The organism is Marinomonas vaga, from assembly GCF_055388305.1.
On record NZ_AP043903.1, the window covers coordinates 1,447,219 to 1,473,104 of the forward strand.

18 protein-coding genes and 3 rRNA genes are annotated in these 25,886 nt (G+C 48.3%); 18 read left to right on the forward strand and 3 right to left on the reverse strand.

Going from position 1 to position 25,886, the window contains the following annotated elements; all coding sequences use genetic code 11:
• Window positions 1-33: 33 nt before the first annotated feature.
• The 11 genes from ACZ5DR_RS06755 (at window position 34) to ACZ5DR_RS06805 (ending at window position 11,562) form a co-directional block, all read left to right on the forward strand.
• Window positions 34-786 (forward strand): response regulator, encoded by a 753-nt coding sequence (locus ACZ5DR_RS06755; RefSeq protein WP_377368016.1) that lies wholly within the window; start codon window positions 34-36, stop codon window positions 784-786.
• The gene (locus ACZ5DR_RS06760) at window positions 774-3,284 is read left to right on the forward strand and encodes a PAS-domain containing protein (protein WP_377368014.1); all 2,511 of its coding nucleotides are present in this window, start codon (window positions 774-776) and stop codon (window positions 3,282-3,284) included. The genes ACZ5DR_RS06755 and ACZ5DR_RS06760 overlap by 13 nt, the downstream gene beginning before the upstream one ends.
• 141 nt (window positions 3,285-3,425) lie before the next feature.
• Window positions 3,426-4,445, forward strand: a complete 1,020-nt coding sequence (locus tag ACZ5DR_RS06765) for a sugar ABC transporter substrate-binding protein (RefSeq protein WP_377368012.1) — start codon at window positions 3,426-3,428, stop codon at window positions 4,443-4,445.
• Between the two features lie 94 nt (window positions 4,446-4,539).
• The gene (locus tag ACZ5DR_RS06770) at window positions 4,540-5,628 is read left to right on the forward strand and encodes an ABC transporter permease (RefSeq protein ID WP_377368010.1); all 1,089 of its coding nucleotides are present in this window, start codon (window positions 4,540-4,542) and stop codon (window positions 5,626-5,628) included.
• On the forward strand, window positions 5,628-6,422 hold the full coding sequence (locus ACZ5DR_RS06775; RefSeq protein ID WP_377368008.1) for an ATP-binding cassette domain-containing protein: 795 nt from the start codon (window positions 5,628-5,630) through the stop codon (window positions 6,420-6,422). Before ACZ5DR_RS06770 ends, ACZ5DR_RS06775 begins: the two co-directional genes overlap by 1 nt.
• A gap of 37 nt (window positions 6,423-6,459) precedes the next feature.
• The gene (locus ACZ5DR_RS06780; RefSeq protein ID WP_377368006.1) at window positions 6,460-7,434 is read left to right on the forward strand and encodes a substrate-binding domain-containing protein; all 975 of its coding nucleotides are present in this window, start codon (window positions 6,460-6,462) and stop codon (window positions 7,432-7,434) included.
• 70 nt (window positions 7,435-7,504) lie between these two features.
• Complete coding sequence (locus ACZ5DR_RS06785; RefSeq protein ID WP_377368004.1) at window positions 7,505-8,392, forward strand: AEC family transporter; 888 nt, start codon at window positions 7,505-7,507, stop codon at window positions 8,390-8,392.
• 37 nt (window positions 8,393-8,429) lie between these two features.
• Window positions 8,430-8,984, forward strand: a complete 555-nt coding sequence (locus ACZ5DR_RS06790) for a mechanosensitive ion channel domain-containing protein (RefSeq protein WP_377368002.1) — start codon at window positions 8,430-8,432, stop codon at window positions 8,982-8,984.
• A gap of 89 nt (window positions 8,985-9,073) precedes the next feature.
• Window positions 9,074-9,349 carry a hypothetical protein gene (locus tag ACZ5DR_RS06795; RefSeq protein ID WP_377368000.1) on the forward strand — a complete coding sequence of 92 codons (276 nt, stop codon included), beginning with the start codon at window positions 9,074-9,076 and terminating at the stop codon, window positions 9,347-9,349.
• 152 nt (window positions 9,350-9,501) lie between these two features.
• Entirely contained in the window at window positions 9,502-10,317 is an 816-nt protein-coding gene (locus ACZ5DR_RS06800; RefSeq protein WP_377367998.1) for an ion transporter, read from the forward strand.
• 42 nt (window positions 10,318-10,359) lie between these two features.
• Window positions 10,360-11,562 (forward strand): MFS transporter, encoded by a 1,203-nt coding sequence (locus tag ACZ5DR_RS06805; RefSeq protein WP_377367996.1) that lies wholly within the window; start codon window positions 10,360-10,362, stop codon window positions 11,560-11,562.
• Between the two features lie 26 nt (window positions 11,563-11,588).
• On the opposite strand, the gene ACZ5DR_RS06810 is transcribed toward ACZ5DR_RS06805, so the two are convergent.
• Window positions 11,589-12,476 carry an EamA family transporter gene (locus ACZ5DR_RS06810; protein WP_377367994.1) on the reverse strand — a complete coding sequence of 296 codons (888 nt, stop codon included), beginning with the start codon at window positions 12,474-12,476 and terminating at the stop codon, window positions 11,589-11,591.
• Window positions 12,477-12,556: 80 nt separating this feature from the next.
• Window positions 12,557-13,909 carry an exodeoxyribonuclease VII large subunit gene (xseA, locus tag ACZ5DR_RS06815; RefSeq protein ID WP_377367992.1) on the reverse strand — a complete coding sequence of 451 codons (1,353 nt, stop codon included), beginning with the start codon at window positions 13,907-13,909 and terminating at the stop codon, window positions 12,557-12,559.
• Between the two features lie 92 nt (window positions 13,910-14,001).
• Between xseA and guaB the strand changes: the two genes are divergently transcribed.
• The 7 genes from guaB (at window position 14,002) to rrf (ending at window position 24,906) form a co-directional block, all read left to right on the forward strand.
• Window positions 14,002-15,468, forward strand: a complete 1,467-nt coding sequence (gene guaB / locus ACZ5DR_RS06820) for an IMP dehydrogenase (RefSeq protein WP_377367990.1) — start codon at window positions 14,002-14,004, stop codon at window positions 15,466-15,468.
• Window positions 15,469-15,566: 98 nt separating this feature from the next.
• Window positions 15,567-17,144, forward strand: coding sequence for a glutamine-hydrolyzing GMP synthase (guaA, locus tag ACZ5DR_RS06825; protein WP_377367988.1), 1,578 nt, complete (start codon window positions 15,567-15,569; stop codon window positions 17,142-17,144).
• Between the two features lie 445 nt (window positions 17,145-17,589).
• On the forward strand, window positions 17,590-18,714 hold the full coding sequence (locus ACZ5DR_RS06830) for a Wzz/FepE/Etk N-terminal domain-containing protein (protein WP_377367986.1): 1,125 nt from the start codon (window positions 17,590-17,592) through the stop codon (window positions 18,712-18,714).
• A gap of 58 nt (window positions 18,715-18,772) precedes the next feature.
• Window positions 18,773-19,471: a DNA/RNA nuclease SfsA gene (gene sfsA / locus ACZ5DR_RS06835; RefSeq protein ID WP_377367984.1), complete on the forward strand. Its 699-nt coding sequence runs from the start codon at window positions 18,773-18,775 to the stop codon at window positions 19,469-19,471.
• A 395-nt stretch (window positions 19,472-19,866) separates the two neighbouring features.
• Window positions 19,867-21,405 (forward strand): 16S ribosomal RNA (locus ACZ5DR_RS06840).
• Window positions 21,406-21,745: 340 nt separating this feature from the next.
• Window positions 21,746-24,632: ribosomal RNA gene (locus tag ACZ5DR_RS06845) — 23S ribosomal RNA — on the forward strand.
• A 159-nt stretch (window positions 24,633-24,791) separates the two neighbouring features.
• Window positions 24,792-24,906: ribosomal RNA gene (gene rrf, locus ACZ5DR_RS06850) — 5S ribosomal RNA — on the forward strand.
• The 16S, 23S and 5S rRNA genes sit together here, the layout of an rRNA operon.
• A gap of 686 nt (window positions 24,907-25,592) precedes the next feature.
• Here the strand turns inward: rrf and ACZ5DR_RS06855 are convergent.
• Window positions 25,593-25,751: a YqaE/Pmp3 family membrane protein gene (locus ACZ5DR_RS06855; RefSeq protein ID WP_115468900.1), complete on the reverse strand. Its 159-nt coding sequence runs from the start codon at window positions 25,749-25,751 to the stop codon at window positions 25,593-25,595.
• Window positions 25,752-25,886: the final 135 nt, after the last annotated feature.

The window sequence follows — 25,886 nt, forward strand, 5'->3', positions numbered from 1 at the left end:
TGCTAAATAAAAAATAAAAGGATAGAGTACGGCATGAACGAACTGGGTAAGAAGACCTTGTTAATCGTCGATGACGAGCCTGACATTCGAGACTTGTTATGTGATGCCTTAGTGCAGAAAGGATATCAAACCGTAAGCGCCGATAACGGTGCAAACATGTGGCGTTGCTTGGAAGAGACGAACATCGATCTGGTGTTGATGGATTTGTACCTGCAGGAAGAAGATGGCTTGCAGTTAGCACGTGATGTTCGCGCTCGCTTTGAAGACATGCCAATTATGATGCTCACGGGTAAAGGCGATGAGACCGATCGGATCTTAGGGCTGGAGCTGGCAGCAGATGATTACATGATGAAGCCTTTTAACCTAAGAGAGCTTACTGCTCGCATTCATGCTTTGTTACGACGTAGCATGCGCCAAGCGCCTGCAGCACAGGTGATTAGCTCTGACCATGAATGTTTGCAGTTTGGGACTTGGACGCTTGATCTCACCTCCCGTCAGCTTAGAAATGCTCAAGGGGAAGAGATCATCCTGACCTTAGGAGAGTTTTCCTTGCTGGAAACCCTCGCCACGCGCCCCGATAGAGTGCTCACCCGTGAGCAGATTATCGATATGAGTCGGGGGTTAGAAACGGAAGTGTTTGACCGTACCGTGGATGTGTTGATTTTACGCTTACGCCGCAAACTGGAAGCCAATCCCAAAGCGCCGCAATTTATCAAAACCCAACGTGGCTTGGGTTACTTATTTCAAGGCCCTGTTACCAAGAGTGTGGGCGGATGCGCCAAGTAAGCATCCGCCAAAAAGCCAGCCTCGTCATTTTAGCCATCTGTATGGTGGCGATTTTCATGGTGGTCATCGGCTGGCAATCCATGCGCATTAGTGAAGCCTCTTTATCGGAGTTCGAGGCTCAGACCCTACCCGAAATCAGCACCGCATTAACCCTAGCGGAGAACGTTGCCCAGCTTGTGGCAACGGCCCCTTACACAGCGGGTTCCGCACGCCCCTTTCAGTTGCAAACAGAGTCAGAGCGCCTTAATCGGCGCATCAGTGATTTGCGTAGCGTAGCGGATAATCTCAAAGACGAACAATTCCGTGGTCAAATTGAAGAGCGTCTAGCCAGTTTAGATAGCACCTTAGCAGAGCTGGTCACTTTGGTTCATGAGGAGTTATACATACGGGAGGATAGCCTTGCCCAGCAATTTTCGATTCGACAAATTCTTGAGCCAAAGGTTGGGAGTCGCTCAATATCAGAGCGTCAGGCGTTAAAGTGGTTATTAGGCTTAATAGAGGAGCCGGGCAAGGTCTCATTGCAACTGGTGGGTGAATTACAGCTGTTGGAGTCCGACCCAGAAGTAAAGCAGATTGCCCAATCCCTTTTGCAAGCACAGCAGCGGCTAAACGACATTCAATCCCGTAAGAATTATCTACTTATCTCCTTGAGAGCCAAATCAGAGCAGCTGAGTAGCCAAGTGAGTGAGTTTGTTGGCGCTTTACAAAAGCAAGTGTCTCGCCAGCGCAGTAAGGTAGGAGAGGTGGTCAAAAACGGTCAATTATGGCTGATGGGGATTTCCCTTTTCTTGATCATTGGTTTGAGCTTTTTATACCTCTCCAGTCGCCGTATGACTCGGGACCTGGAAGCCGTGACCCATGACATGGAAGAGTTATCCCTCGGGCAAGTGGATTCCCGTAATCCACAGGTTAGACGAAATGATGAAATTGGTACCTTAGCGAATGCCTTTGAAGTGTTTCGTCGAGATGCCATCCGTCGTATTGAGGTGTCGGCGGAGTTAACCGAGCAAAAGCGTCTGCTGGAAACCACTTTTGATAACATGAATGACGGTTTAAGTGTCTTCTCCGAACAGGGGCTCCTAATCGCTTGGAACCAAGGCTACGAGGACATGTTTAACATTCAGTCTGATCAATTACGCCACGGCATGTCGATTCAGGAAGTGCAAAAGCTCATCACCCAAAGCTCCCATAAGAACCTAAACATGGAAAACCAGCTGGTGCAGATGGATGAAATTAATGCCTCTCGCCATCACCGTATTCAAAGCTTCGAGCGGCATTTTGACTCTGGAAAGATCGTTGAGTTTCGCTCTAAACCCATGCCGGATGGGGGGTTTGTGACCTTGTATACGGATCTGACGGAACGTAAAAGTGTCGAAAGCCAGTTACGCCAAGCGCAAAAAATGGAGGTCTTAGGGCAGCTTACTGGCGGTGTGGCGCACGATTTTAACAACCTATTGGCGGCCATCATGGGCAACTTACAAATGTTGTCCGATTCCGAGCCGAAAACCTCAGACCAAGCGCGTTATGTGGAGCGCGCCTTGGCAGTGGCCGAAAAGAGCAGCAGCCTAGTTCATCGCTTACTAGCCTTCAGTCGGCGTCAGCAGCTTTTCCCTGAGCCTACCCATGTGGATGATCTGATTGAAGGTATGCTGGATTTGGTGGAGTACAGCGTCGGGAATCACATTCAAGTGGCGGTGGATCTTAATTGCCCAACACATTATTGCTTGATCGACCCCTCTCAGCTCGAGAATGCTTTATTAAACCTTTCCCTCAACAGTGCGGCAGCCATGTCTCGGGGAGGCGTATTGAGTTTTTCTACCAAGGTGACCACACTGCCTGATACCACTATTCCAAGTATTCGAATCAAGGTTGAGGACACGGGGCTAGGGATTTCGGAAGAGGTACTCGGACGTATATTTGAGCCGTTTTTTACCACCAAACCTGTGGGTAAGGGCAGTGGTTTGGGGCTCAGCATGATTTACGGTTTCGTAAAGCAAAGTGGTGGAGAGATTAGAGTCACTTCGGAAGAAGGACTGTGGACCAAGGTTTGTTTGTTCTTGCCTTTGATGGCGTCCCCGAGTGTGACAGATCGCCCTGCTAAGCTAGAAAACTTGCCGACTGTGTTATTGCCAGAAGACCCAGTGATTTGGCTGGTAGAAGACGATCCAGAAGTCTGCCAAGTGATGCAGGAGCAACTGCAAAAACTTGGCTGCACAGTACAGGTTTTTGATCGGGCGGAAGCCGTGCTTGAAGCTTTTGGGCGTTTGTTTCAACCGGATCTTATTATGAGTGATGTGAACTTAGCCGGTGAGTTAAATGGCGTGGCGCTGGCCCATCAATTAAAGCAAACTCCTGACTGGACGGGGCAAGTCTTGCTCATGTCTGGCTTACCAATACAGGCGTTAACACAAGATTACGAATTAAAAAACGACGATTTAATTCTTTCTAAACCATTTACGATCAATGAGTTACAGAGCGTTATACACATCCAGCGATGAATTATTACAAATATTTCAACGCTTTTTAAAACGCTGAAATTTTTCGTTAGTTTTCGTAGACGATAGTCCAATGAGAAACAGCGGTGACTGACTGTTTCAACGGCATAAGCCGAGAATAAAAACAATATTGGAGTCGTTCTCATGAAATTTAACTACCGTAAACTTGCTTGTCTTGTTGCTGCTGGCGCTTTATCTACTGCGGCCATGGCAGAAACCCCTATCATTGGTTTAATCACTAAAACCAACACCAACCCTTTCTTCGTTAAAATGAAAGAAGGCGCCCAAGAAAAGGCGGCTGAGCTGGGTGTTGAGTTGCGTACCTTCGCCGGTCGCTACGACGGTGACAACGAAACCCAAGTGCAAGCCATTGAAAACCTGATCGCATCCGGGGCGAAAGGCATCTTGATTACCCCAAGTGATACCGCAGGCATAGTGCCTACTATCGAAAAAGCGCGTGAAGCAGGTCTATTGGTGATTGCGCTAGATACCCCTCTTTCCCCAGCGAGTGCTGCTGACATGACCTTCGCCACGGATAACTTCAAAGCGGGCGAAATGATCGGTATGTGGGCGAAAGCGAAAATGGGTGATAAAGCGGATGATGCAAAAATCGCTTTGTTGGATCTAAGTACCAGTCAAATTACGGTAGACGTTGCCCGCAACCAAGGTTTCTTGAAAGGCTTCGGTATTGACCTAAACGACCCTAATCAAATGGGTGACGAAACAGATTCTCGTATTGTTGGTAACGACGTAACTCAAGGCTCTGAAGAGGGCGGTCGTCGTGCCATGGAAAACCTCCTACAAAAAGATCCAGGTGTGAACTTGGTCTACACCATTAATGAGCCTGCGGCGGCTGGCGCGTATGAAGCATTGAAATCCTTCGGCATGGAAAAAGACGTGCTGATCGTCTCCGTGGATGGCGGTTGTCCGGGTGTACGTAACATTCAGGACGGTGTGATCGGTGCTACCTCTATGCAGTTCCCTCTAAAAATGGCGTCTGAAGGCGTTAGTGCCATTGTTGAGTTCGCCAAGTCTGGTACTCGTCCCAGTGCATCTAGCGGCCTAGATTTTTACGACACAGGCGTGCAGTTGATTACAGATGAGCCGGCTTCCGGTGTGAATTCCGTGACCTCTAAAACAGGTCTGTCTATGTGTTGGGGCTAACCCTTTAGTGGTTGTTTCTTCTCTTTAGGCGCACTTGCCTGACACCGCTGGCGGGTCATCCCCAGCGGTGTGTTTTCTGCTTGGAGTTTTTCTTATGAGTTCTGCTAACCCTAAACCGTCTGCACCGGTATTAGATCACGATAAAATTGCTGATCAGGCTGGCAGTGGTAGCTATGTAGCGAATTTCGAAAACCATGACAGCTTGCTAACCCGTTTTCAGAAATTTCTTCATAAGTACCCGGTCGCAGCACCAACCATTGTGCTGGTTTTCGCCATCATTGGCTTTAGTCTGTTGGTTGGAGACCGTTTCTTACATCCTTTTAACTTATCTCTGGTTCTGCAACAGGTGACCATCATTGGGGTCATTGGTGTGGCGCAGACATTGATCATACTCACCGCGGGGATCGACTTGTCCGTGGGGGCCATCATGGTACTGGCATCTGTGGTGATGGGACGTATGGCCATTGATCATGGCTTTGAAGCCTGGCTGGCGTTGCTGATCGGCATTGGTGTGGGGGCATTGGCGGGCTTAGTCAATGGTACCTTGATTACACGCTTTAAATTGCCTCCTTTTATTGCCACGTTAGGGTCTTGGAACGTGTTTTTCGCTCTAAACCTTTGGTATTCCAAAAGCGAGACGATTCGTTCCCAAGAGATTGCTAACAATGCACCTCTGCTGCAGTGGTTAGGGGAAACCGTCACCTTTTTTGGCGCGCGGCTGACCTATGGCTCCCTGTTGATGTTAGCGCTGTTTTTCGTCATCTGGTATGCCTTGAACTGGACGGCTTGGGGGCGGCATGTGTACGCCACGGGGGATGATCCTGCAGCGGCAAAACTAGCGGGTATCCGTACAGACCGTATTCTATTGTCTGTGTATGTCTTGGCGGGTGTTGTGTGCGCCATAGGTGCTTGGGTTTTGATCGGCCGTATCGGTTCTGTAAGCCCTCAAGCGGGCTACACCACTAACTTGGACAGTATCACGGCTGTGGTGATCGGAGGTTGTAGTTTATTTGGTGGGCGAGGCTCCATTTATGGCACCTTGATTGGCGCCTTGGTCGTTGGGGTATTCCGGAATGGTTTGGCACTTGCAGGGGTTGATGTACTTTGGCAAGAGTTCACCGTGGGGATTTTAATCATAGTGGCCGTTGGCGTAGACCAGTGGATTCGTAAGGGGACCGCATAATGACTGCACAATACGATCAACAACCAGTTCTACAAGCGCGTAATTTGGTGAAACGCTACGGCAGTGTGACGGCCATTGATCACGCGGATTTGACCCTTTACCCAGGCGAAATCTTGGCGGTCATTGGGGATAACGGCGCAGGTAAGTCTTCGTTAATTAAAGCCTTGTCAGGAGCCCTAGTACCCGATGAAGGGGAAATCTTGCTAGACGGTAAGCCCGTGCACTTTAATTCACCTATGGAAGCCCGTGAGCAGGGCATTGAAACCGTGTATCAGAACCTAGCGGTGTCACCAGCTCTGAACATTGCGGACAATTTGTTTCTAGGGCGTGAATTGCGCAAGCCAGGTATTCTGGGCTCTGTCTTTCGGATGCTGGACAAAAAAGCTATGGAAGAACGGGCTCAAGCCAAGATGAAAGAGTTGGGTTTGATGACGATTCAAAACATCTCTCAGGCGGTGGAGTCTCTTTCTGGCGGTCAGCGTCAAGGGGTAGCTGTGGCACGCTCAGCCTTGTTTGGTAGCAAGGTTGTGATCATGGACGAACCGACTGCTGCTCTGGGTGTCAAAGAGTCTCGTCGAGTATTAAACTTGATCAAGGAAGTACGTGACCGTGGTCTGCCGATCATCTTGATCAGTCATAACATGCCCCATGTATTTGAGGTGGCGGATCGTATTCACATTCATCGATTAGGGAAGTGTGCTGCGACCATCACCCCAAGCTCCCATACCATGTCTGAGGCGGTTGCCATCATGACGGGAGCCATGGAAGTAGACGGCAACTCTGAGGCTGCGTAAAGTTGGCCTCTAGCAAGAAATAAACCGAGGGAAGTCCATGACAATGCAATCCATACAGCAAGGGCTGAAAAGCCTGAGTAACCTGCTTCAACATGGGGTTTGGGTCTGGGTTGTTATGGGAGTACTGGTCACGTCTAGTTCGGCTCGGGCTGATGAACCTCATGAGCCGCCACTGCGTTCCATTGGGATGAGTGTGGCGGACTTGGGTAACCCCTTTTTTGTGGAATTGGTTGATTCGGTCACCCGTCGGGCAAATGAATTGAATCAAGGGCATCCGGTCGAAGTGGTAGTGCGTTCCGATGCCTATGATTTAAAGCGCCAAATGCGTCAACTAAACGAGTTTATCGAGCGTCAGGTGGACCTGATCATCTTGACGGCCACCGATGAGTATAAAATAGCACCTGTGGTGGCGCGGGCTCAGCGGGCAGGCATTAAGGTGATTGCTGTCGATGTGAACGCCCAGGGTGCCGATGCGACCATTACCACGGATAATGTACAAGCGGGTGTGGTGGCTTGTGAGCGATTGGCAAAGGAAATCGGCTACAAAGGTCAGTTTGTCATTATCAATGGTGTGTCAGTGTCTTCTGTATTAGAGCGGGTGGCAGGATGCAAATCTGCCATCAATCGTTATCCCAATATTACCCTACTGAGTGACCGTCTTAACGGTACGGGCAGTCAAGAAGGGGGGATGGAAGCTATGGTGTACCTGATGGAGGAATATGACCATCTAGATGCCGTGTTCGCCATCAATGATCCTACTGCTTATGGCGCTCTGATGGCTGCAGAGCAGGCTGGTCGAGAGGAGTTTTTACTGGCGTCTGTGGATGGTTCAAACTTCGCCATTGATACCATTCAACAACCTAATGTATGGATCGCCACCGCTGTTCAGCGACCTAGTTTGATGGCGGAGACGGCTGTTGAGATGGGCATCGCCTTGCTAAATGGTGAGGAAATTCGTCAGCGGTTTATTCTTATCCCTGCCCAGTTGGCCACCAAATCCTCCCAACCTTGAAAATATAACGCATTCCGTTGGACTCTAGGAGAAAGCTGGTAATCTATTGGCCTACTCTTAAGGAACCAGCATGGACACCACCCACCTTTTCCAGCAGATTTTCAATACCGTTTTCCCGCTTTTCGTCATTGTGTTAATTGGCTTCTTCTACGCTCGAGTTAGGCCAACCGACATGACCATTGCCAACCGTATTAATATGAGTGTCTTCATACCGGCACTGATTTTTTCGGTTATGGCAGCCAAGGATTTTCAGATTCAAGCTTATTTACCTTTGGTGGCGGCTTCAGCGTTTGTAGTGCTGGGTTCGGGCTTGATCGCATGGCCCATTGCCAAACTATTAGGCTATGAGTTCAAAACCTTTGTGCCGCCGATGATGTTTAATAACAGTGGTAACTTAGGCATCCCGCTGATGGTGCTTGCTTTTGGTGAGGCTGCCTTGCCGATTGCCGTGGTGCTGTTTCTGACGGAGAACTTGCTACATTTTACCTTAGGGACTTACATGCTGAACCCTAAGACTCGCCTCATGAGTTTGCTGAAAATGCCGATTATCTTGTCCACGGCGTTCGGTGTGCTTTGGAGTTGGCAAGGTTGGCACATGCCTCAAGCCATTGGCACCAGCGTGGATATGTTAGGGCAGATATCCATTCCCTTGATGTTGTTTGCATTAGGGGTTCGCATGACGGATGTGGATTTTGGCCAATGGCGCATGGGGGTGATTAGTGGCCTTGTGAGCCCGTTAAGTGGCGTAATCGCTGCTTATGTGTATTACTGGACGGTTGGTATTCGGGAAGACTGGTTTGGCTATTTGATCATCTTTGCGTGTTTGCCACCTGCTATCTTGAATTACATGTTGGCGGAAGTGTTTCAACAAGAGCCGCAAAAAGTGGCCGCAATGGTGTTACTAGGGAATTTGATGTCGTTACTTTGTATCCCACTTGCTCTATATTTTGTTCTGTAAAATTTAATCAACAGATCTCTTTTAAGGGGCGTTAAAAATGCTCGTTCAGTTTGGCTTGGTATTGCTCTTAATCCTTGGGTACATCATTGTCACGCGCATTGTGTCCTCTACCATTCAAGCGATTGGTGTACGCCGCTCGGCGAATGAATTGCGGGTCAGCGTTGTCACCAAGATGCTCAATCTTGGCCTGACCGCGGTCTTTATCCTATTGCTTTGTGTGGTGTTAGGGGTGGGCTACGGTCAGCTGGCGGTATTCTTTTCGTCAGTGTTTGCGGTGGTGGGTGTAGCCTTGTTTGCCCAGTGGTCTATTTTGAGCAACATTACTGCTAGCTTGATTATCTTTTTCAGCTTCCCGTACCGGGTGGGGGATTGGATCAAGGTGGTGGATAAGGACGAAGAAGTGCTTGGCCAAATCCATGAGATCTCGACATTCCATGTGATTATTACTCGTTTAAGTGGTGATACGGTGACCTACCCAAATAGTCTCATCCTGCAAAAAGCGGTGATTTGCTACCACGATAAAAGCGAAGCAGAACGCCATTCAAACTTGGTTGAAAAAGCGGAGCCGGAAGGCGAAACAAGTAAAAATTGATCAAAATTTACTCAACCGGTTGGGCTTGTGGCATAATAGAAGATCCCGCTTTTGAAAAAAGCATTCTTAAAGCCCAACAGGAGAGAGTGATGAAATCCAATCCCGATGCTCTCATCGCTAAGCACGCAGGCTTAGTGCACAGCGATGCCCTCAAAGTGAAATCCCATGTCCAGCGTCCCCAAGAAGACTGGGTATTACACACCCTAATGATCGAAGGCTATGATGTGCCGTTTCGATTTAAACGCCAAGGCAAGTACCGTTCTTTACGTGGCGCTCGTGTTAATCTCACCTATTACCCAGGTGAAGAGCAAGTGGCGGGCATCTCCGTCGAAGTGATGAAGGTGGTTCGTGTAAAGCGCAGCTAAGCTGAGCTTTTGTTTGTTTTCTTTGTATTTACGTCTCTCTTATGACGCTGCCGGCACACTTAGCCCGGCGTTTATTGGGAATGTCTTTTCTTCCTCGGTGTCTCACTCTACACTTCGCTCTATTTTAGAGCTTTTTAGAGAGACAAACGGTAATGACAACAGCACGATCACAAACTTGGTTCGACCATATTAAGCGCGTTGAACGCAGTGTTTGGTTCCAAAGTTTTATCATCAGTATCATCATCATTGCGGCATTAACAGTTGGGGCAAAAACCTATCCTTTGCCTTACTCCGCAGAGCTTGTGATCAATTATTTAGACAGCTTTATAACGGTCTTCTTTTTATTAGAAATTAGCTTGCGCTTTATTACCCATGAAAATAAAGCACGCTTCTTTAAAGACCCCTGGAATATCTTCGATACCGTGATTGTCATCGGCAGCTTGGTGCCAATTTCTAATACCGATATGGTGCTGGTGGCGCGCTTATTACGCGTGTTAAGAGTATTACGTTTGGTGTCCATTATTCCAGACTTGCGAATGCTGATTACGGCTCTGATGAAGGCCATCCCAAAGATGGGGTACATCGCTCTTTTGATGTTTATCCTGTTCTATATTTTCGGTGCCGCAGGGTCTATCTTCTTTGGTCATGTAAACAATGACTTATGGGGCGATATCGCTATTTCAATGTTGACCTTGTTCCGAATTGCGACCTTTGAGGATTGGACAGATGTCATGTATGAGACCATGGAAGTGTATCCTCTGAGCTGGGTTTACTACGTCATTTTCATCTTTCTGACCGCGTTTATTTTCCTAAACATGATGGTGGGTGTCGTGCTTGAGGTTATGAGCCGCGAAACCATGATCGAAGAACAGCAAAGTCAAGAAGACCATCATGAGGCTTTGGTGAATCAAATTGCCCAGTTACAAGAGCAGGTGCAAGCCTTGAGTGATAAGTTGGATCGCAAATAAGACGTCGTTTAATAAGGCGCTCGATTAAACAGAGGTAGGGATATGTTGCTGTTGCTCGTCATTATCTATTTGGCCTTTATCAGTCTAGGTTTGCCTGATGCTGTGCTTGGGTCCGCTTGGCCCGTGATGCGCCAAGACGTGCAGGCGTCAGTGGAGTATGCGGGCCTCATTGCTTTGGTGGTTAGCTTAGGCACGGTTGTCTCCAGTTTGATGACGGTGAGCCTTATTCGCCGGTTTGGTATTGGGCCTATTGTGGCGGTCAGCGTATCGTTGACAGCGTTAGCATTAGTTGGATTTGCGACCAGTCAGTTAGCTTGGGCGTTACTGTGCTTGGCCGTACCTTTGGGGCTAGGGGCAGGGTCAGTAGATTCGGCGTTGAATAACTTTGTGGCGCTTCACTATCGCGCTAAACACATGAACTATTTGCATTCCTTTTGGGGTGTTGGCGCGACCGCTGGCCCGTTAATTATGGCCAATTATATTGCCTTAGAAGGCGGCTGGCGTCAGGGGTACTGGGTGATCGCTAGCGTACAATGGGTATTAGTGGTTGTCTTATTGTGCGCGTTGCCTCTCTGGAAGGTAGCTGGGCGCTCACTAGAAGACTCCGGCAGTCATGTGACCCCTGTGGTGTCTAATCGCCAAGCATTAGCCATGCAAGGGGTTTCCTTACAGCTGTTGGTGTTTTTTTGCTATTGCTCTGTGGAGCTGGGCGCCGGGCTTTGGTCTGCCAGCTTTCTGATTCAAGAACGGGGCACACTTGCTTCCCAAGCGGCTCTTTGGGTGGCGATCTATTATGGTGGCATTACGGCGGGACGATTTGTCTGTGGCGCTGTGGCGCAACGTTTCTCAGAAGTCATCATGATTCGCATCGGTGCGATCTTGATGGTCTCCGGCGCAGTCTTGTTGGCTCTGCCGGTGCAAAGTTGGGTGGCCAATATGGGGTTGTTGTTTATTGGCTTTGGCTGTGCCCCAGTGTTTCCGAATACCCTTCATTTGACCCCTGTCCGTTTCGGAAAAGGAGCCTCTCAGGCGATTATAGGCTTGTCTATGGCCACGGCGTATGTGGGAAACACCTTAGTGCCACCAGCCATGGGCTTGGCTCTCAAACATGTCTCCTTTGCTGCTCTGCCTTATATTCTGCTGGCGTTTGCATTGGTTTTGTTCTGGGCAACGGAAAGGCTCAATCAACGGCCACCTTTCTCTGATCTTCAAACTAAGGAAGGGGCCGCCCACTCGCTCACATAAACCTAGGCGAATGGGCCAGCTACGAATTAAGCGCGACTTTGACGCAGAAGGCGTCCGCCAAAAGTATTCATCATTAAGCCAAGCAAGACGATGGCGATGCCCACCCACTGCTGATAGGTGATTTGCTCCCCCAGCACAATGGCTGAAGAGGTCAGTCCCACCACGGGAACTCCTAATGACAAAGGAGCAACGGTTCCTGCTGAGTAGCGAGACATTAAGTAACTCCATAAACCGTACCCAGCCAAGGTGGCAAAGACGGATAAGTAGGCTAATGTGGCCAATGTTTTCAGGTTCATATGGACGATGTCCGACCACATGCTGGCGGGGCCATCAACAAAGTAAGCACAGATGAAAAACGGAATGGGCGCGATCCAACAACTCCAAACAATTAAGCTCAAGTTAGCGTCGTAGCCCTTTTGAATGATGGCTTTAGTGGTGATGTTTCCTAGGGCCCAGCTCGATGCAGCCGCAAGCGTCAAGGCAAAGCCAAGTACTGTCATGGTAGTGTCTTCACCTGCTGCGCCGATAACCCCCAACCCAGCAGATGCAACGCCGATAGCGAGTATCTGGTATGGGCGTACGTATTCTTTAAGCAGCATAACGGAAAAGATTAGGGTGAAAATCGCTTGGGATTGCAGCACCAATGAGGCCAATCCCGCAGGCATGCCAAACGTCATGGCGCTGAACAATAGGGCAAATTGTCCGAAGTTGAGGGAGAGTGCATATAAGATACACCATTTTAGTGGTGTGTTCGGGCGTTTGAAAAAGAAGGAACCTACAAGCGCTAAGATTAAAAACCGCGCACCCCCCAACATCATTGGGCTCATATCATCGAGCCCCCAGCGAATAACGACGAAGTTAAACCCCCATGCAAAGATGATGGCGAGTCCAAGGGCTAAGTCTTTCGGTGTCACGGGAAGATCCTTTTCAAATGTCGAGCGGGGTAGGTTATGTAACGCCTTGCTTCAGTAAAAAGCAAGGAATACTCGAGCCCCTATGATAAGGATTTGGTGTCAGTCACCTCACACTCTAAGATGCCATCTTGCACACGCACTTGGATCTGATCATTTTTGCTGACATCTTGGGTTGAGCGGATCACCGTCTTGCCGTGGCTGGCGATGGCATACCCCCGTGACAGGGTATTTAATGGACTGACTAAGTTGAGTTTTTCCACCAGGCTGGCAAAACGATCTTGCTTACGTGACACGCCATAACTTAGTGCCTGTTTAAGGCGTGATTCGAGCGCTTGGATACGCTCTTGTTTGGTGACAATGTGTTTGGCTGGGGAGGCGCTGGTTAGTCTCTGAGAAAGGTGTTCTGAGCGAATGCTTCCCTGGGCCAGTTGTTGCTGAATGGCTTTGGCTAAGCCGTCTTTCGTTTGGTTAAGACGGTTCTGTTGTTGTTCGATCCGCTCTTTCGGATGGCGAATACGTCGCACCAAAAAGTCTAAACGTTGTTGATTCTGTTGCAGGGTTTGTTCAAAGCGGCGCGTAAAGAGGTGCTCAAAATGTGTAATCTGCTGGGTAAGATTTTTTACATCTGGGCTTAATAATTCAGCCGCCGCGGTGGGCGTGGCTGCTCGCACGTCTGCCACGAAATCCGCAATAGTAAAATCCACTTCATGACCGACCGCAGAAACGATGGGGGTCTTGGCGTTGAAAATAGACCTAGCTAAGGCTTCATCGTTAAAACTCCAAAGGTCCTCTAGTGAGCCGCCACCACGCCCTACGATGATGGCGTCAAAATGGCCACTTACATCGGCTCGTTCCAGCTGTCTGCGAATATTGGCGGCCGCACCTTCCCCCTGTACTAGGGTCGGCAGAATGGTGAGCTCGGTTAAGGGGAAGCGACGTTTAAACGCAATGACCATATCTCGCACGGCAGCACCTTTTGCCGAAGTCACAATGGCAACGCGCTCAGGCCGAGGGGGAAGTGGCTTTTTATGGGCCGGATCAAACAGCCCTTCTGCCTGCATTTGCAATTTAAGACGCTCAAATGCCGCTTGCAGTGCGCCTTCACCTGCCGCTTCCATGCCTTCTACGACCAGCTGGCAGTCCCCCCGCGCGCCGTAAAACGTGACCCGTGCACGTAGGCGAACAAGGTCGCCGTCTTTTGGCTTAAACTTAACGGCTACATTTTTGCCTTTGAACATGGCGCAACGGATTTGCGCACGATCGTCTTTGAGGGAAAAATACCAATGACCTGAGCCAGGTTTGGCTAAATTTGAGATCTCTCCCTCCACCATAATCCAAGGTAAACTGGCTTCGAGTAACTGCTGAATTTGTCGGTTTAATTCTGAGACACTAAAAGTAGGTTCTGAACTGTGCAAAGTTGTAAATTTTTTCATCAATGTCTCGTGGTTTTGATTTACCGATTCATAATGTTGGAGTAGAATTACTTGCCATCTTGAAACCCAGTTGGCATTGGAAATTCCCTATTATGTTACGAATTGCGCAACAAGCTTTAACGTTTGACGACGTATTGCTTATCCCCGGCTATTCTGAAGTTCTACCTAAGGATGTTAGCCTTAAAACTCGCATCACTAAAGACATTGAACTAAATCTACCACTTGTTTCTTCTGCCATGGATACGGTGACAGAGCATCGTATGGCGATTGCTCTTGCTCAGGAAGGCGGCATTGGTATTATCCACAAAAACCTAACGATCGAACAACAGGCTGCAGAAGTACGCCGTGTGAAAAAGTTCGAAAGTGGTATCGTTAAAGACCCTGTTACGATCCATCCTTCTGCGACTGTTCGCGAATTAATGGATTTGACAGCGGCTCACAACATTTCAGGCGTACCTGTTGTTGAAGGTAAAGACCTAGTTGGTATCGTGACCAGCCGTGACGTTCGTTTTATCAAAGACTTCGATAAAACGGTTGCTGACATCATGACGCCAAAAGAGCGTTTGGTAACTGTCCTAGAGGGCGCTTCTAGCGGCTCTATCCGTAAGCTACTGCACGAACACCGCATTGAGAAAGTGCTGGTTGTGAACGAGCAGTTTGAATTACGCGGCATGGTGACAGTAACTGACATCAATAAAGCACAAACTTTCCCACACGCCTGTAAAGACGAAAACGGTAGCCTACGTGTAGGTGCAGCTGTTGGTACGGGCGCTGACACACCAGATCGCGTAAAAGCATTGGCTGATGCAGGTGTGGACGTGATCGTTGTAGATACAGCTCACGGTCATTCAAAAGGCGTGATTGATCGTGTACGTTGGGTGAAAGAAAACTTCCCACAAGTACAAGTTATCGGTGGCAACATTGCGACAGCGGAAGCAGCGATTGCCCTAGCGGATGCGGGCGCTGACGGCGTTAAAGTTGGTATCGGCCCAGGCTCTATCTGTACCACTCGTATTATTGCGGGTGTGGGTGTGCCACAAATCAGTGCTGTTGCAAACGTTGCTGCAGTGATGAATGAACGTAACATTCCTGTGATCGCAGACGGCGGTATTCGCTTCTCTGGTGACATTGCAAAAGCCATTGCAGCAGGTGCCAGTGTGATCATGGTTGGCGGTCTATTGGCCGGTACGGATGAAGCACCTGGTGAAGTAGTCTTGTTCCAAGGTCGTTCATTCAAAGCGTACCGCGGTATGGGTTCTTTGGGTGCTATGTCTCAATCCCAAGGTTCATCTGATCGCTACTTCCAAGACTCCAGCAGTGTTGAGAAGCTTGTTCCAGAAGGTATTGAAGGTCGTGTTCCTTCTAAAGGGCCAATGGCAGCCGTTGTTCACCAATTAATGGGCGGTGTTCGCTCTTCAATGGGTTATACTGGCTCTGCTGATATCGAGACGATGCGTACTAAAACGCAATTCTCTCAAATTACCGGTGCTGGTATGCGTGAAAGTCACGTCCATGACGTAACGATTACGAAAGAGGCGCCAAACTATCACGTTGGTTAAGCGTTGATAGGATAAAAACCAAGATGGGGCGTATTGCGCCCCATCTTCTTTTTTTTTTGAATAGCTCCTAAAAGTTGGGAGCGAAGGACTAGCTAAAAATGTCGCAAGATATCCACGCTCATAAAATTCTTATTCTTGATTTTGGTTCACAGTACACACAGCTAATTGCTCGTCGTGTTCGTGAAATCGGTGTTTTCTGTGAAATCCGTGCATTCGACATGGAAGAGCAGGAAATCCTAGATTTTGCCCCGAAAGGTATCATCCTTGCGGGCGGACCTGAGTCTGTTACTGAAGAAGGTTCACCTCGTGCACCAGAAATCGTATTCACGCTTGGTGTGCCTGTATTGGGTATTTGCTACGGCATGCAAACCATGGCCGAGCAAATGGGCGGTAAAGTTCAAGGATCTGAATTGCGTGAGTTTGGCTATGCACAAATTCGCAACCTAGGTAACTACTCTTTGCTAGACGGCATCGAAGATCACGTAGCAAACAACGGTGTAACGTTACTTGATGTGTGGATGAGCCACGGCGACAAAGTAGTTGAGATGCCTGAAGGCTTTGCCTTGATGGCTTCTACCGACAGCTGTCCAATCGCAGCAATGGCAAACGAAGCGAAAAAATTCTACGGTGTTCAATTCCACCCAGAAGTAACGCACACAAAACAAGGTGGCCGCATCTTGTCTCGTTTCATCGTAGACATCTGTGGTTGTGAGACCTTGTGGACGCCTGCAAACATTGCACAAGATGCGATCGACCGCATGAAAGAGCAAGTGGGCGACAAAAAAGTGCTACTTGCCTTGTCTGGTGGTGTGGATTCTTCTGTTGTAGCAGCTTTGCTTCACAAAGCGATTGGCACTCAGCTGACCTGTGTATTCGTTGATAATGGCTTGCTTCGTCTAAACGAAGGTGATCAAGTGATGGCTATGTTCAAAGAGAACATGGGCGTTAACGTGATCCGTGTAGACGCTGAAGACCTGTTCCTTGGCAAGCTAGGTGGCGAAGCGGATCCAGAGAAGAAACGTAAGATCATTGGTAACACCTTCATCGAAGTATTCGACGAAGAAGCAGCAAAACTGACGGAAGTAGAGTTCCTAGCACAAGGTACTATCTACCCAGACGTGATTGAGTCCGCTGCGTCTAAAACTGGTGGTGCGCATGTGATTAAGTCTCACCACAACGTGGGTGGCTTGCCAGAAGACATGAAGATGCAACTGGTTGAACCATTGCGTGAACTGTTTAAAGACGAAGTACGTAAGCTTGGTTTGGAGCTAGGTCTTCCATACGACATGGTCTACCGTCACCCATTCCCAGGACCAGGCTTAGGTGTACGTATCCTCGGCGAAGTGAAGAAAGACTACGCAGACATCCTACGTCGTGCCGATGCCATCTTCATCGAAGAGCTACGCAATGCAGGCTGGTACGAAAAAACAAGCCAAGCCTTCGCGGTATTCCTACCGGTTAAATCAGTAGGTGTTGTAGGCGATGGCCGACGTTACGAATACGTGGTTGCACTGCGTGCAGTAGAAACCATCGACTTCATGACGGCTCGTTGGGCTCACCTTCCATACGATCTACTAGAGAAAGTGTCTGGTCGTATCATCAACGAAATCGAGCACATCTCTCGCGTGACTTACGACGTGTCGTCTAAGCCACCTGCTACTATTGAGTGGGAATAATTCAGCGTTAGGTAACACCTTGCACTGAACAGCAATAAACACTCTAAAGCCCGCTATCTAGCGGGCTTTTTTGTTTTTATTAAGTCTGATCTGCTTACTCAGTTGGGATGGCGTAGCCATCGTATCCTATGGGTTTTCTGGTGCAATCTAGCTCCTCTGCCAAGATGAGCCTAGATGCTTTGCATCAGTTACTTCAGCACAGGGTAAACAAAGCGGCTTAAAAGGTTATTAGAGGGTCAAGAACAGTAAAATATAAAAGGGGGGCAAAATAGAGTATTTTAACCATGGTAAAGTCGCGCTCGGTACTTAGTGTGGTGCTCAAATATGAGCCTGTTGCTATAGGGTCTTCGTTAAGTTATTGAGCTGATTGGTTTTATGTTTGGTTTTTCAATAGGATGTTGAACAGTGACGTTAAAACAGTGTTGGCTGGTTATAAGGATAGAAAATGGAAAATGTAAAACCCCAAGATGATGAGATCGATTTGTTCGATCTTGTAGAGTCTATTTGGTCAGGTAAATGGATGGTGCTTCTAGTTACCATCATTAGTGGACTTTTTGGTGTTATGTACGTGCTGTTTGCACCAACCCAAATATCGGGATCCCTATCAATAGATAAAGGGCGAACTGAAGTCTTCTATCAATACATCCCTATCAACGAGCAAATGAAAGTTAATGGTGCCAGCTTGGTGTTTACCCCCGACAATGTATTTGATGAGTTTGTGACAGAATTTCGGGATTATGAAGAGCTTATTCAAACGGTAATCCAACATAGTGCTGAATATAAAGCATTCAAAGGTACACCCGAAGAGCAAGAGGAGCTGGCCATCAAGTTGGCGAAACAATTTCAAATTGTTGCTCCTGCCGACAATGAGGCAACCTGGGGTATACAGTTTGAGTGGAGTGACGAACATGAAGCTAGGGTCATATTAGAGGAGGTTTTGAGCCAAGTACTTGCGAATGTTCGAGCCTCTTCATTTTCGCAAGTGGAGCGTTTTGCTGGGGCTGTGGATGCTCGTATCGAACGGCAGCTAGAAAATGAAAAGCAGAAATTAGCCTCGGTCGAAAATCAAATCGACTTGGAACTGGAAAGGCGCTTGGTGTATCTACGTGAGCAAGCTGCCATTGCTCGGGAATTAGGCTATGAAACCAGTCGTTTGAGTCATTCAAATAATGCCTCCTCAAATTCAGGAGTAGAGGTGAGTGTACAGGCAACGGAAACACCGCTTTATTTACGTGGATATGCTGCCATAGAGAAGGAAATTGAGTTACTCAAGGCTCGTAGCAGTGAAGACCGCTATTCCCAAAGTGATGAATATATCAAGACTAAGAGACGCGTTTTCGAATTGCAGTCAGACATGACGACCGAGCAGATTGCTCGAGCGTTAGAGTCAGTATCTACTGATGATGCGTCGCAATGGGTGAACTACCGACTGTACTTATTAGATGTTGCTAGTTCGAAGAAAGCATTATTAGTACTCATAGTGTCATTGGTGTTTGGTGGGATGATAGGTATTTTCTTTGTACTTATTCGAGCGGCTTACCGTAATCACCAAGAGCGAAAAAGTTGTTAATCGAATTACAAAGCGCCAGGAGCTTAGCTTTTTGGCGCTTATATATTGATGAGGGTGCATGCACATACAAAATCTAATTGAAGGGCGCTTGATTAAGCGTTACAAGCGCTTTTTGGCGGATGTCCAATTGTCGGACGGAGAAGTCGTCACTGCCCATTGTCCGAATACCGGATCCATGAAGCGTTGCCAACAAGATAATGCACGAGTGTGGTTGTCTAAAAGTGATAACCCCAAGCGAAAATTAGCGTACACATGGGAGTTGGTTGAAGTTGATCAAGAATATTTAGCGTGTATCAATACGGGTTACCCAAACAAGTTGGTAGGAGAGGCTATTGCGAACGGTATAGTTGCTGAATTAACAGGCTATATCGAGCAAAAAGCGGAAGTAAAATATGGTGAGAAAAGCCGAATTGATTGGCTGCTGACAAAAAGTGATGGCACCAAGTGCTATGTAGAAGTGAAAAACGTCACCTTATTAGAAGAAGATGGGTTGGGCTACTTTCCAGATGCAGTCACAGACCGTGGCAGAAAGCATCTTTACGAGTTAGCCAAAATGGTAGAGGAAGGGCATCGGGCGGTATTGTTCTTTTGTGTAAGTCATACGGGTATTCAAACTGTCTCCCCCGCACGTCATATCGACCCTAAATATACCGACGCCTTCTATGAAGTGTTAGAAAAAGGCGTTGAGGTAATCGCTTATCAGGTGGCCATTACCAAAGAGACTATGGAAGTCACCACTCCAATACCTGTGCGCTAGTTGTTATCGCCTAATAATTCACCAAAAACAGCCTAAAACAACTGATTTTGGTGAAACTTTGAGCAATGTTTTGCTGTTTCAAAATTATTTTACGTTATTTTAAAAAAGTCCTTGCGCTCAAAATTCTGATGCGTATTATACGCACCCACTGACACGGCAGGCCACCACGGACTGCAAAGCGAATCAAACGAAACGCTAAAGTGTCATCGCTCTTTAAAATAGATAATCAGATAATTTGTGTGGGCGCTCGCTGGAGACTTCAGCAGACCTTTTTAAGGTCAAAAGATTTGAAGTCTTAAACGAGTGAACACGTCAATTCGCTTTACGTTCTTTAATCTTAGGGTTGAAGAATATAGTTAAAGTCAGATGTGATTTGTGAGTTTGAGCAAACTTTTAAACTGAAGAGTTTGATCATGGCTCAGATTGAACGCTGGCGGCAGGCTTAACACATGCAAGTCGAGCGGAAACGATGATAGCTTGCTATCAGGCGTCGAGCGGCGGACGGGTGAGTAACGCGTAGGAATCTGCCTAGTAGTGGGGGACAACATGTGGAAACGCATGCTAATACCGCATACGCCCTACGGGGGAAAGGAGGGGATCTTCGGACCTTTCGCTATTAGATGAGCCTGCGTGAGATTAGCTAGTTGGTGGGGTAAAGGCTCACCAAGGCGACGATCTCTAGCTGGTCTGAGAGGATGATCAGCCACACTGGGACTGAGACACGGCCCAGACTCCTACGGGAGGCAGCAGTGGGGAATATTGGACAATGGGGGGAACCCTGATCCAGCCATGCCGCGTGTGTGAAGAAGGCCTTAGGGTTGTAAAGCACTTTCAGGAGTGAGGAAGGGTGTGCCGTTAATACCGGTATATTTTGACGTTAACTCCAGAAGAAGCACCGGCTAACTCTGTGCCAGCAGCCGCGGTAATACAGAGGGTGCAAGCGTTAATCGGAATTACTGGGCGTAAAGCGCGCGTAGGTGGTTTGTTAAGTCGGATGTGAAATCCCAGGGCTCAACCTTGGAATTGCACCCGATACTGGCAGGCTAGAGTACGGTAGAGGGGTGTGGAATTTCCTGTGTAGCGGTGAAATGCGTAGATATAGGAAGGAACATCAGTGGCGAAGGCGACACCCTGGACCGATACTGACACTGAGGTGCGAAAGCGTGGGGAGCAAACAGGATTAGATACCCTGGTAGTCCACGCCGTAAACGATGTCTACTAGCCGTTGGGGATTTATTTCTTTAGTGGCGCAGCTAACGCGATAAGTAGACCGCCTGGGGAGTACGGCCGCAAGGTTAAAACTCAAATGAATTGACGGGGGCCCGCACAAGCGGTGGAGCATGTGGTTTAATTCGAAGCAACGCGAAGAACCTTACCTACTCTTGACATCCAGTGAACTTTCCAGAGATGGATTGGTGCCTTCGGGAACACTGAGACAGGTGCTGCATGGCTGTCGTCAGCTCGTGTTGTGAAATGTTGGGTTAAGTCCCGTAACGAGCGCAACCCTTATCCTTATTTGCCAGCACTTCGGGTGGGAACTCTAAGGAGACTGCCGGTGACAAACCGGAGGAAGGTGGGGACGACGTCAAGTCATCATGGCCCTTACGAGTAGGGCTACACACGTGCTACAATGGCGTATACAGAGGGCAGCGAACTTGCGAGAGTAAGCGAATCCCAAAAAGTACGTCGTAGTCCGGATTGGAGTCTGCAACTCGACTCCATGAAGTCGGAATCGCTAGTAATCGTGAATCAGAATGTCACGGTGAATACGTTCCCGGGCCTTGTACACACCGCCCGTCACACCATGGGAGTTGATTGCTCCAGAAGTAGCTAGCTTAACCTTCGGGATGGCGGTTACCACGGAGTGGTCAATGACTGGGGTGAAGTCGTAACAAGGTAGCCCTAGGGGAACCTGGGGCTGGATCACCTCCTTAAACGATATGAAGCTCTGGTGAGCGTTCACACAAATTATCTGATGACTATGAGTTCTTCATAGTAAGTATCTATCTTTTAGAGTTTGGACAGAGTCCTAAGCAAGAGGTTTGAATGATTCAATCATCCAAGCATCTGACTTAGTGCTTTGCACTAAACTTGCTCTTTAACAATTTAGACTTTTTGAAATAGACGATAATCAAGCGTCAAACCGGTGGAATCCACATCTAACCCATGTGAGATTCTATGATCGTAAATCCAGTGCCGAACAAAAGCGGCGTTGGTATGTAGTTCAAAATAGCGACTAACTTAGGTTAGATAAAAAACTATTTTGGGTTATATGGTCAAGTGACCAAGCGTGCACGGTGGATGCCTTGGCAGTCAGAGGCGATGAAGGACGTGGTAATCTGCGAAAAGGTTCGGGGAGTTGATAAACAAGCTTTGATCCGAACATGTCCGAATGGGGAAACCCACCCGCTTGCGGGTATCGTTAAGTGAATACATAGCTTAACGAGGCGAACCCGGGGAACTGAAACATCTAAGTACCCGGAGGAAAAGAAATCAACCGAGATTCCCTTAGTAGCGGCGAGCGAACGGGGATTAGCCCTTAAGTTGATTTGGTGTTAGTAGAAGGCTCTGGAAAGTGCCGCCATAGTGGGTGATAGCCCCGTATACGAAAACGCCTTATCAATGAAATCGAGTAAGACGGGACACGTGTTATCCTGTTTGAATATGGGGGGACCATCCTCCAAGGCTAAATACTCCTGACTGACCGATAGTGAACCAGTACCGTGAGGGAAAGGCGAAAAGAACCCCAGTGAGGGGAGTGAAATAGAACCTGAAACCGTGTACGTACAAGCAGTGGGAGCCGACTTAGTTCGGTGACTGCGTACCTTTTGTATAATGGGTCAACGACTTAATGTTAGTAGCAAGCTTAACCGTTTAGGGGAGGCGTAGGGAAACCGAGTCTTAATAGGGCGTTCAGTTTCTAGCATTAGACCCGAAACCGGGCGATCTATCCATGAGCAGGTTGAAGGTTGGGTAACACTAACTGGAGGACCGAACCCACGTACGTTGAAAAGTCCGGGGATGACTTGTGGATTGGAGTGAAAGGCTAATCAAGCTCGGAGATAGCTGGTTCTCCTCGAAAGCTATTTAGGTAGCGCCTCGCGTATTGCCATTGGGGGTAGAGCACTGTTTGGGCTAGGGGGTCATCCCGACTTACCAACCCCATGCAAACTCCGAATACCAATGAGTATGAGCGCGGGAGACACACGGCGGGTGCTAACGTCCGTCGTGAAAAGGGAAACAACCCAGACCGTCAGCTAAGGTCCCAAAGTTACAGTTAAGTGGGAAACGATGTGGGAAGGCTTAGACAGCTAGGAGGTTGGCTTAGAAGCAGCCATCCTTTAAAGAAAGCGTAATAGCTCACTAGTCGAGTCGGCCTGCGCGGAAGATATAACGGGGCTCAAACTGTACACCGAAGCTACGGGTTTACACTTTAGTGTAAGCGGTAGAGGAGCGTTCTGTAAGCCGTTGAAGGTCAAGCTGTAAAGCAGGCTGGAGGTATCAGAAGTGCGAATGTTGACATGAGTAACGATAAAGGGAGTGAAAACCTCCCTCGCCGGAAGACCAAGGGTTCCTGTCCCATGCTAATCAGGGCAGGGTGAGTCGGCCCCTAAGGCGAGGCTGAAAAGCGTAGTCGATGGGAAACGGGTTAATATTCCCGTACCGATGTATATTGCGATGGAGAGACGGAGAAGGCTAGGCCAGCACGGCGATGGTTGTCCGTGTTTAAGATGGTAGGCTGAGTACTTAGGCAAATCCGGGTACTTAAGGCCGAGAGTTGATGACGAGCCCTCTTTTGGGTGAAGTGGTTGATGCCATGCTTCCAGGAAAAACTTCTAAGCTTCAGATATACATTGACCGTACCCCAAACCGACACAGGTGGTCAGGTAGAGAATACCAAGGCGCTTGAGAGAACTCGGGTGAAGGAACTAGGCAAAATGGCACCGTAACTTCGGGAGAAGGTGCGCCGGTTAGGGTGAAGGATTTACTCCGTAAGCTCTGATCGGTCGAAGATACCAGGTGGCTGCGACTGTTTATTAAAAACACAGCACTCTGCAAACACGAAAGTGGACGTATAGGGTGTGACGCCTGCCCGGTGCTTGAAGGTTAATTGATGGGGTTAGCGTAAGCGAAGCTCTTGATCGAAGCCCAAGTAAACGGCGGCCGTAACTATAACGGTCCTAAGGTAGCGAAATTCCTTGTCGGGTAAGTTCCGACCTGCACGAATGGCGTAACGATGGCCACACTGTCTCCACCCGAGACTCAGTGAAATTGAAATCGCAGTGAAGATGCTGTGTATCCGCGGCTAGACGGAAAGACCCCGTGAACCTTTACTATAGCTTCACAGTGAACTTTGAACCTACTTGTGTAGGATAGGTGGGAGGCTTTGAAGTGCAGACGCCAGTTTGCATGGAGCCAATCTTGAAATACCACCCTGGTATGTTTGAGGTTCTAACTCAGATCCGTTATCCGGATCGAGGACACTGTGTGGTGGGTAGTTTGACTGGGGCGGTCTCCTCCCAAAGAGTAACGGAGGAGCACGAAGGTGCGCTCAGCATGGTCGGAAATCATGCATAGAGTGTAAAGGCAAAAGCGCGCTTAACTGCGAGACAGACACGTCGAGCAGGTACGAAAGTAGGTCTTAGTGATCCGGTGGTTCTGTATGGAAGGGCCATCGCTCAACGGATAAAAGGTACTCCGGGGATAACAGGCTGATACCGCCCAAGAGTTCACATCGACGGCGGTGTTTGGCACCTCGATGTCGGCTCATCACATCCTGGGGCTGAAGCCGGTCCCAAGGGTATGGCTGTTCGCCATTTAAAGTGGTACGCGAGCTGGGTTTAGAACGTCGTGAGACAGTTCGGTCCCTATCTGCCGTGGACGTTTGAGATTTGAGAGGAGCTGCTCCTAGTACGAGAGGACCGGAGTGGACGAACCTCTGGTGTTCCGGTTGTCACGCCAGTGGCATTGCCGGGTAGCTACGTTCGGACGGGATAACCGCTGAAAGCATCTAAGCGGGAAGCCTCCCTCAAGATAAGATCTCACTGGTACTTTAAGTACCCTAAAGAGCCGTTCGAGACTAGGACGTTGATAGGTTGGGTGTGTAAGCGTTGTGAGGCGTTGAGCTAACCAATACTAATTGCTCGTGAGGCTTGACCATATAACACCAAAGTGGTTTTGCTAAGCTCTGAAGAAAACAGAGTGAACTACAAAGAATTTACGATAAGCCGGTTTGAATGCTTGGTTATCGACTGTTTCAAAAAAGTCTAATTGTTGAAGACTCAAGTTAACGAATTTGCGGTAAACGCATACCAGTTTGCTTGACGATCATAGAGGCGTTGAACCACCTGATCCCATCCCGAACTCAGAAGTGAAAAGCGCCATCGCCGATGGTAGTGTGGGAGATCCCATGTGAGAGTAGGTCGTCGTCAAGCTTCAAATGAAAAGAACCCCGTCCTGCGAAGCAGGGCGGGGTTTTTTCGTTTTGAATCACGTCACCTGTCTGTCCACTACAATGGATCCATGTGATGACACCATGCTCCGAAGGAGCCAGTGGCAGACATCCGAAGGATGCCCGCAGGGGATGACGCGCAGCGTCAGATCATTGTAGGTCGTTTACATTAATGACGAGGCAGATTAACCCCATCCTAGCCTTCCCGTTAAAATGGAGAAGGGACATGAGACCTCAGTGCGTGAGTACGCTTCTATAAAGGGGTCAGATCCCTTTACGTAGATCAGTTTCAGGTAATCCCCAATAGTATAGGGATTTGACCCCTACGAATCCGAACCCCATCCTAGCCTTCCCCTTTAAAAGGGGCTCAGCGTGTGAATCTACTTCTATAGCAAAAGAGGTCAGATTCTTAATCAGAAGGGTACAAAGGCTCTTAGCTCTGTGATTATCCACAGTTTTAGTTCTATCCCAGTGACGTCTCATTTTGTTTTAAGTTGTTGATAAACCTTGTGGTTATTCACAAATTTTTTTGAGGCAAAAAAAAGCCTAGCATTGGGCTAGGCTGAATAACTAAGGAACTCAAATCATGAAAGCGTAGCTTCTGTTGTGTGATGCTTTACAGTGCGTTGTAACGTCTATAAAGCAATGTCACAAAGGAGTACGGACTCTCTAACGGCGGGCGATCACCCAAACCGCGTGGATAATGCCTGGGATGTAACCTAGGATGGTAAGCAAGATGTTTAACCAAAATGCACCACCAATACCGACTTGTAAAAAGACTCCAAGTGGCGGTAACAGAACGGAAAATAAAATCCGAATTAAATCCATATCGTTTATCCTCTTAAGCAATGAATGATCGCTGCGTGAATTAACAATGGCTTTTAAGTAGGGTTTATTCAAGGGACTAGTTGGGGTTTACACCCTATCACGACATTTTTTGCCCATTGCTGCCAAGAGTGTCTG